Consider the following 7,983-nt stretch of genomic DNA (forward strand, 5'->3'; position numbering starts at 1 on the left):
CGAGTCCAACTTTTCGCAGTTTTTAAAGTATGAGATCAATTTAAATGATTAAATGTAAACATCTTACAAGATGTTTAGTTGAATCGTATGCGTACGAAGATAAACTCCTTTTTCTACGGGCTCCAGAAAAAGGAATACCCTACCAGTGAGCTAGCTGCGAGTTATTTCTTAACCAGTGAGCTAGCTGTCAGTTCTGCTTTTTGCAGTTTTTAAAGCATGAAAGGAAGCAAACCTTTGAAAGGTGAACATTTTTCGAATTGTGTGATTGGATTGTCTGTAAACGTAAATAAGGTCATTTTCCGAATATTCCAGAAAAAGGAAGGGAGTAAAGTGGAGTTTCCTCTACCTTTTCTAGAAGAAATAAGCGATAATTGAACAAAATGATTCAAAATAGGAGTGTCGAATTGATGGAAACGAGGACAGAACAGGATTCAATGGGCTCGATTGAAGTGCCAAAAGAGGCTTGGTGGGGGGCACAAACCGAACGAAGCCGTCAAAATTTTAAAATTGGCGGAGAAAAAATGCCGCCGGAATTATTGCATGCTTTAGTACTAGTCAAAAAAATGGCAGCGACGGCCAATCAACGAACGGGGAAATTAGCAGCAGAAAAGGCATTAGCTATCCAACATGCAGCTAACTTGTTATTAAAGGGAGAGCACTGGGATGAGTTCCCATTAGTAGTTTGGCAAACGGGCAGCGGGACTCAAAGCAATATGAACGCCAACGAAGTCATTGCTCATTTAGCGAGTCAAAAAGATTTAGCGATTCATCCTAATGACGATGTGAATATGTCCCAAAGCTCTAACGATGTTTTCCCCACCGCTCTGCATATTGCAGGGACTTTTGCGATTGAGAAAAATCTTTTACCAGCTATTCATGAAATGATTGCTATACTGGAAGAATTGGAAGAAAAAAACAAACATGTGATCAAAATTGGACGGACACATCTGCAGGACGCAACACCAGTAACCTTTGCTCAAGAGATTAGTGGCTGGCGTGCTGCCTTAGAGCATAACGAAAACATGTTGATCAATAGTCTAGCTGAGCTTCGTCAGCTAGCCATCGGTGGAACAGCTGTAGGAACGGGCCTGAACGCCTCAAAAGCGTATGAAGAAGCCTTCATCGAAGCGCTAAAAGAAGAAACAGGGATTCATTTTATCAGTGAGTCTAATAAGTTCCATGCTTTAGCAAATCGCGACGCTGTAGTGTTTGTCAGCGGCGCCTTAAAGGCGTTAGCGGCGAATTGCATGAAGATGGCCAATGATATTCGCTGGTTAGCAAGCGGACCACGCAGCGGTTTAGGGGAGATTACTTTACCGGCTAATGAACCCGGCAGCTCGATTATGCCAGGAAAAGTTAATCCGACCCAATGTGAAGCATTAGCGATGGTTGCCGTTCAAGTGATGGGGAATGACACGACTATCGGTGTTGCCGCTTCTCAGGGGAATTTTGAGTTGAATGTCTATTTGCCGCTGATTGCTTTTGATTTGCTGCAAAGTGTTCGCTTATTAACAGACGCGCTCCATTCATTTAGTGAGAACTGCTTGAAGGGACTCGTTGTAAATGAGGAACGGATGGCTGAATTACTAGAGCGATCATTAATGCTGGTAACCGCGTTAAATACGCATATTGGTTATGACAAGGGAGCAGAAATTGCGAAAAAAGCCTTCAATGAAGGAACAACACTAAAGGAATCAGCCTTAGCATTAGGCTATGTATCGGAAGAAGAGTATGAAGCCTGGGTTCGTCCAGAAAAAATGATTGGAGAGAATGACATTGACTATTTATGATGACGCATTGGCCGCCCATAAAAAATGGCGCGGAAAGATCGAAGTAACGAGCCGAGCAAAAGTACAAAACAAAGAGGATTTGTCTTTAGCCTATACACCAGGGGTTGCAGAGCCTTGTCGAAAAATCGCTGAGGATAAAAAGAAAGCCTATGACTATACTTGGAAAAGCAACAGCGTCGCAGTAGTGACAGATGGAACAGCTGTTTTGGGTTTAGGGGATATTGGACCAGAAGCGGCTTTGCCTGTAATGGAAGGAAAAGCGTTACTCTTCAAGGAATTTGCTGATATTGATGCGGTGCCGATTTGTCTGGATACGAAAGATCCACAGGAAATCATTCAAATTGTTAAAGCGATGGCACCGACATTTGGCGGAATCAATTTAGAAGATATCAGCGCTCCTCGTTGTGTGGAAATTGAACGTGCTTTGATTGACGCGCTAGACATTCCCGTCTTTCATGATGACCAGCATGGTACCGCTGTGGTAGTGACCGCAGCCTTGATTAATGCATTAAAGCTCGTTAAAAAAGACGCTAAGGATTTAAAGGTAGTGATTTCAGGAACAGGGGCGGCCGGTAGTGCGATCATTCATATGCTGGTTGATCTTGGTGTAAAACATATTATTGCCTTTAACAAGGATGGCGCCTTAAATGACCAAATGACCAATGCAACATTCGTTGAAAAAGAAATCTTAGAGCTGATTACGCAAAAAGATTTTACTGGCACGATGGCAGAAGCCTTTGTCGGTTCGGATGTCTTTATCGGTGTTTCCGCACCGAATCTAGTAACAAAAGAAATGGTTGCTTCGATGAATGATGGCAATATTGTCTTTCCTATGGCGAATCCTGAACCGGAAATTACGTATGCAGAAGCAATCGCTGGCGGTGCTTCTGTAGTGGGCACAGGACGCTCTGATTTTCCCAATCAAATCAATAATGTCTTAGCTTTTCCCGGCTTATTCCGTGGCACCTTTACTGCTGAAGCGAAAAGAATCACTCCACGTATGAAATTGGCTTGTGCTCATGCCATTGCTGATTCGATTCCGTATTCAGAATTAACGTCAGATTACATTATCCCATCTGCTTTTGATAAAAGTGTGGTGGATTTGATAACCATGAAGGTCGCGGAAGCTGCCAGAGAAGATGGTGTGACACGATAGTAAAATCCTTGCTCTATCAAGGGTGGAAAGAACTTTCTATCGACAATTTTCAATTGGTAGAGTAGTTTGGAAGCAATAAATCCAGCTATAGAAGGTGATCAAATGGAAATTGGCCAACGAATCAAAATAGAACGTCAAGCGGCTAAATGGACACAGGAGCAATTAGCCGATAAAATCCTAGTATCAAAACGGACCATCTCAAATTGGGAAACAGGTAGGACACTTCCTGATATAGAAAGTGTGCTGCATTTATCAAAAGTCTTTCAAGTTTCCTTGGCTGATCTATTAGTCGAAGATTCGGCTGTGGTAAATGAAATTCAACGAAAAGAAGAGCTTGCAAATATAGCGGGTCTTTACTATGTGGGGCCTGTGTTGACCGGAATCATTTTGATTCTGATGGTGTACCTGCCAGCAAAAATCGTTCATAGCGGCATACTATATTTTATCATAGCTGCTTCATTGACCAATTTGATAACGTTGTTTGCATTTAAATGGAAAATTGCCAGATTGAAAAACAAAGAGGACAAATTTTACAAAGAAATGAAACAAGTGAAAGTTGTGGGGATAGGGATGGTCGTGATTACCTGTATCTTTTTACTCGTATTATATTTTATATAGAAATGGGGACCACGAAATGAGTAAAGTATTCAAAATGAGCTTTTCCTCGATTTATCCAATGTATATCCAAAAGGTTGAGAAAAAAGGACGAAGCAAGGAAGAACTTGATCAGGTTATTTATTGGTTGACAGGCTATGATGAACAAGGATTACAGAAACAGATCGATAGCGGGGGTGATATGGAAACCTTTTTTGCGGAGGTTCCTCAACTGAATGAAAATGTTGGATTGATTAAAGGTGTAATTTGCGGCTATCGGGTGGAAGAGATTGAAGATCCATTAATGCAAAAAATCCGTTACCTTGATAAGCTGGTGGATGAACTGGCTAAGGGGAAAAAGATGGAGAAAATCTTACGTAAATAGAAGTGATAACGAGTCTAGTAGGCTCGTTTTTTTTATAACCTTCTTTATCTAATGTAGGGATGATAGAATAGAAAAACAAAAGTTAAAGTTAGGATGAAGGTAGAGTGGAAAGACAGATGTTTAAAACTACTAGTCGAATAGTTGTCATCGTATTTGGTTTCTTTATGTTCTTCATTTTTTATAGTAATTGGCAGATGGAGAAAGAATTTATTACAAGTGAAAAAGGGCGAACACTAGGAACTATCCATATTGAAAAAGGAGTACAGACGATCAACTTTCCAGAAAATAATTACGGTGTAGCATTTAAAGGTTCAAAACGAGAAGAAGGCGAACGAGTATATATTTATTTTCAAAAAAATAAACCTTATCGTATTTCAACCTCTAAAAATCATTATCAAACAAAAAAAGAATTATATGGCCCAATAGCTTCAGGAATCTTTTTGATTGGTTCGATGTTTTCTCCGAATGTTAAGTCATTAAGACAACAAAGTCGTATGAAAAATAGAGTTATAGGCTAAAAAAACTGTCAAAACCTTGTTCTAACAGCATGATACGATACGTGTCGTAAAAAAAATTACTCGTGCTACATACAGTGGCTACCTTTTTCAACCATTTATCAGGATACTCGAAGTAGGAGGCGATACCAATTGAAAATCGGCGATAAGATTAAAGAGCAGCGATTAAAAAAAGAATGGACACAAGAGCAATTGGCTGAGCTCTTGAATGTTTCCCGTTCGGCAGTCTCCAGCTGGGAGGTTGGCAGAAATTATCCAGACTTAGATACGATTGTTGCAATTAGTGATTTGTTCGGTATCTCTCTTGATCAATTGCTGAGGGAGGACAAAGAAATGACAAAGAACGTTTCGAAAAAAATTAAAATGAACAAGATTTACAAAATTATCCTAGGGATTATTGCAGTACTAATGGTTGGTTATTTAGGCTACAATCAAAAGCTGCGCATGGATGAAAGCCGCTATCGAAGGAATCTCAGTGAAAATGGGTGGACGAACTCGTCAGAAAGTAACTATCGAATGGATCGTAATCAATATGAGTTAAAAGAAACAGATGTCTCATATTGGACTTATGTTATGCCTGTAGTGGTGCGGGGATTTCCTTTACGCGAGGACAAGATTAATGTAATTGCTCGAAAGAACAATATTGTTGTAGACGTGCAAGATGATAATTCTTACGAGACGGTTATTTCTGATTCATCAAATAATTTAACTGTGACAACGAAGATCGATAAAAATGGTCGGTTGTTAGAAAAAAATCCTAAATGGTCTCAAGCTAAAACGGATAAAGTTGAAACGTATCTTAAAGAGCATCAAAAGGACTATGAGACATTGATTGCTAAGACAATCGAGAAACGGAAGCAAATTATTCGTTAATTTTGAAAGACAGACAGCCCCCTCACAACTTTACTGTGAGGGGGCTACTGATTTGTCAATCATATAAGAATAATTAATTGGGTCGATTAGCAAAACAAAGAGGGACCCGTGAATTTATTTTTATAATTCGTTATAGTGGAGATAGGATGATTAATAAACGGCAAGAAGTAAATCAAGCTAAAAAAGGCATGCAGCAAAAATCAACTGAAAGGGAATTGGGTGAAGACATGTATGTAAAGAATGGTACCGGCAGATTAAAAAAAGTTCTTTTATCTAAACCTAAACATGTTAATAAAGCAGAGCAAATCAATGAAATTGCTAAAAAATGGGATTTAAAGCAAATCGATGAAACATTGATCCAACAAGAATTTCTCCGATTGCAAAAACTGTACGAGAAGCTTGGTATTGAGGTGACGGTTGTAGAGACAACAGGGGAGAAGCCTCATGCGATGTTTGCCCGGGATCTTGGCGGCTGTGTAAGAGAAGGCTATATATTGGGCAAGTTTAAGCACGCAATTCGAAAACAAGAAACCAGTTTCTTTCAAAAGTCTATGGAGACTGCTGGAGTCCCGATGATTGGACAAATCACTGGAGAGGGTACGTTTGAAGGTGGTGACTTTGCTTTTTTAAATGAAAAGACGATCGCTGTGGGCATAGCAGATCGGACAAATATGGGTGGGGTCATGCAAATTCGTGAATTATTAGAGCCACTAGGTTATTCCGTTCATGCCGTGCAAACGGAGCCCGCATACCTACATTTGGATATGTGCTTCAATTTGGTAACACCTGATATTGCTATCGGCTATAAAGAAGGGCTGCCAGCAGATTTTCTTGAACTGTTAGAAAAATTAGGGATAGAATTAATTTCTGGAGGAGAAGCAGAGATTTTCCACCACGGATACAATGTTCAAGCTATCGGTGACAAAAGAGTGGTCTCCTTAGCCCAAAATAAAGAATTAAATAAAGAAATGAGAAAAAGAGGGATCGAAGTATTTGAATTAGACATCACAGAGTCATTGAAATTAGGTGGTGGTATCCACTGCATGACCTTCCCCTTAAAACGAGAATAAGGAAACAGTGACAAGGTAATTTTTTTAAACTTATGGCAGTCCATCCCTACCGCAACTATGCTGGTGGGGATAGGCTGCCTTTTTGTTTATATAAAGAACGATTTAACAATAGTTGTGCCATTTTTTTGCAAGACAAATAAGCATCAAGCCGATGTCGTTTTTTCCATCGCCGATTGTAAAATTAAGCTAGACAACTAAAAAGTCACTTGTGCTACACTCAAAATAGTTCCGACCAAAGAATTATAAGGAGTGAGTACAAATGACCTATACCCATCTTACAACAGACGAACTGGTTTTGATAGAGTCTTATTTCAACATCGAGGAACCTGTCACCCTTGTCGCGCGACGATTAAATCGTTCAAGACAAACGATCTATAATGTTTATTCCTTTCTCAAACAAGGAAAGAATGCGCTCGATTATTACCGACAATACAAACAGAATAAATCCCGCTGTGGACGCCGTTCAACCGTTTTATCTGAGAAACAATCAAACTTTGTTCAAAAAATGGTGGCTCAAGGATGGACGCCTGATGTGATTGTTGGTCGCGGAGAGTTCCCTCTTGATTGCTCTGTTCGTACACTCTATAGAATGTTTAAAAACGGTGTTTTTGATGCCCAGTCCTTGCCCATGAAAGGAAAGCGTAAACCAAACGGTCATCGAGAAAGACGTGGAAAACAAGCTTTTCGCAGAACGATTCATGAACGAAACAGAATCTATCCACGCCTGTCCAAGGAATTTGGACACCTTGAAGGCGACACTATTGTGGGTGTTAAGCACAAGAGCGCTGTTATCACGTTAGTTGAATGTTTGTCAAAAGTAATCATCACTTTGAAACCTTCAGGCAGACGGGCAGAAGATATCGAAAACAGGTTAAATGATTGGTTCAAATCCCTACCTAAACATCTGTTTCAATCGCTGACGTTTGATTGTGGAAAAGAGTTTTCTAACTGGCAATCTATTAGTAATAAAAATGATATCGCCATCTTCTTTGCAGATCCAGGAACCCCTTCACAACGAGGGTTAAATGAGCACTCAAATGGCTTGCTACGAAGAGATGGCCTAACTAAAGCAATGGACTTCAGAGAAACAGATGAAGTCTTTATTCAATCGGTTGCTTCAAAGAGAAATCATATCCCAAGAAAATCATTAAACTATCGAACACCGCTGGAGGTATTCTTGAGCTGCATGAATGATGAGGTATTGTCTAGCTTAATTTGACAAATCAGACATTTAAAAAATTCCTCAGATCACTAACCGTGTATTATTTCCGCTTCTTTCGTTTCCTCGAATTCCTTTTCCCCTCTTTCGTCCGCTTCATCAATTCATCATTTTTTTCTCGTTTCTTTTGCTTCGCGCTTTTTGGTTTCTTATAGTTCATAGAAGGGGATTTTTCAGCTGAGAGAGCCATCGGCCTTGGCATCGAGGATTTCTTCTTGGCTGGTGGTTCCTTCACTGCTGCCTGGCTTGCTCCGTTAGCTTGGTCGTTGGTCGAGACTGCGGAACTTTCCGTATCTGGTGCACTATTCTCTTCTTTTTCCTGCTCTAACTGTGCCATTCGTGTGTCGGTTAAGACGATGCCTTCTGGTAAAAGCTGCTTCA

The 7,983-nt window shown here is 40.1% G+C and carries 8 protein-coding genes and 1 pseudogene; 8 read left to right on the plus strand and 1 reads right to left on the minus strand.

What is annotated here, in order from left to right; all coding sequences use genetic code 11:
- Nucleotides 1-407: 407 nt before the first annotated feature.
- The 8 genes from fumC (at nt 408) to RV13_RS17355 (ending at nt 7,602) form a co-directional block, all read left to right on the plus strand.
- Nucleotides 408-1,790, plus strand: coding sequence for a class II fumarate hydratase (gene fumC / locus RV13_RS17320; RefSeq protein ID WP_010745397.1), 1,383 nt, complete (start codon nt 408-410; stop codon nt 1,788-1,790).
- Nucleotides 1,771-2,946 carry an NAD(P)-dependent malic enzyme gene (locus RV13_RS17325; protein WP_196805505.1) on the plus strand — a complete coding sequence of 392 codons (1,176 nt, stop codon included), beginning with the start codon at nt 1,771-1,773 and terminating at the stop codon, nt 2,944-2,946. Before fumC ends, RV13_RS17325 begins: the two co-directional genes overlap by 20 nt.
- 102 nt (nt 2,947-3,048) lie before the next feature.
- Nucleotides 3,049-3,564, plus strand: coding sequence for a helix-turn-helix domain-containing protein (locus RV13_RS17330; protein WP_010745399.1), 516 nt, complete (start codon nt 3,049-3,051; stop codon nt 3,562-3,564).
- Nucleotides 3,565-3,580: 16 nt separating this feature from the next.
- Nucleotides 3,581-3,925, plus strand: coding sequence for a DUF2200 domain-containing protein (locus RV13_RS17335; RefSeq protein WP_010745400.1), 345 nt, complete (start codon nt 3,581-3,583; stop codon nt 3,923-3,925).
- Nucleotides 3,926-4,029: 104 nt separating this feature from the next.
- On the plus strand, nt 4,030-4,443 hold the full coding sequence (locus tag RV13_RS17340) for a hypothetical protein (protein ID WP_141741207.1): 414 nt from the start codon (nt 4,030-4,032) through the stop codon (nt 4,441-4,443).
- Between the two features lie 129 nt (nt 4,444-4,572).
- On the plus strand, nt 4,573-5,313 hold the full coding sequence (locus RV13_RS17345; RefSeq protein WP_010745402.1) for a helix-turn-helix domain-containing protein: 741 nt from the start codon (nt 4,573-4,575) through the stop codon (nt 5,311-5,313).
- 146 nt (nt 5,314-5,459) lie between these two features.
- A complete protein-coding gene (locus tag RV13_RS17350; protein ID WP_010745403.1) occupies nt 5,460-6,383 on the plus strand; it encodes a dimethylarginine dimethylaminohydrolase family protein in 924 nt (307 codons plus the stop codon).
- Between the two features lie 259 nt (nt 6,384-6,642).
- A complete protein-coding gene (locus tag RV13_RS17355) occupies nt 6,643-7,602 on the plus strand; it encodes an IS30 family transposase (protein ID WP_010744740.1) in 960 nt (319 codons plus the stop codon).
- A gap of 43 nt (nt 7,603-7,645) precedes the next feature.
- Here RV13_RS17355 and RV13_RS17360 read toward each other — a convergent pair.
- A pseudogene (locus tag RV13_RS17360) lies at nt 7,646-7,983 on the minus strand (glycosyltransferase family 1 protein); the annotation flags it as partial.

Source organism: Enterococcus raffinosus (genome assembly GCF_001886185.1).
Classification (GTDB): domain Bacteria; phylum Bacillota; class Bacilli; order Lactobacillales; family Enterococcaceae; genus Enterococcus_A; species Enterococcus_A raffinosus.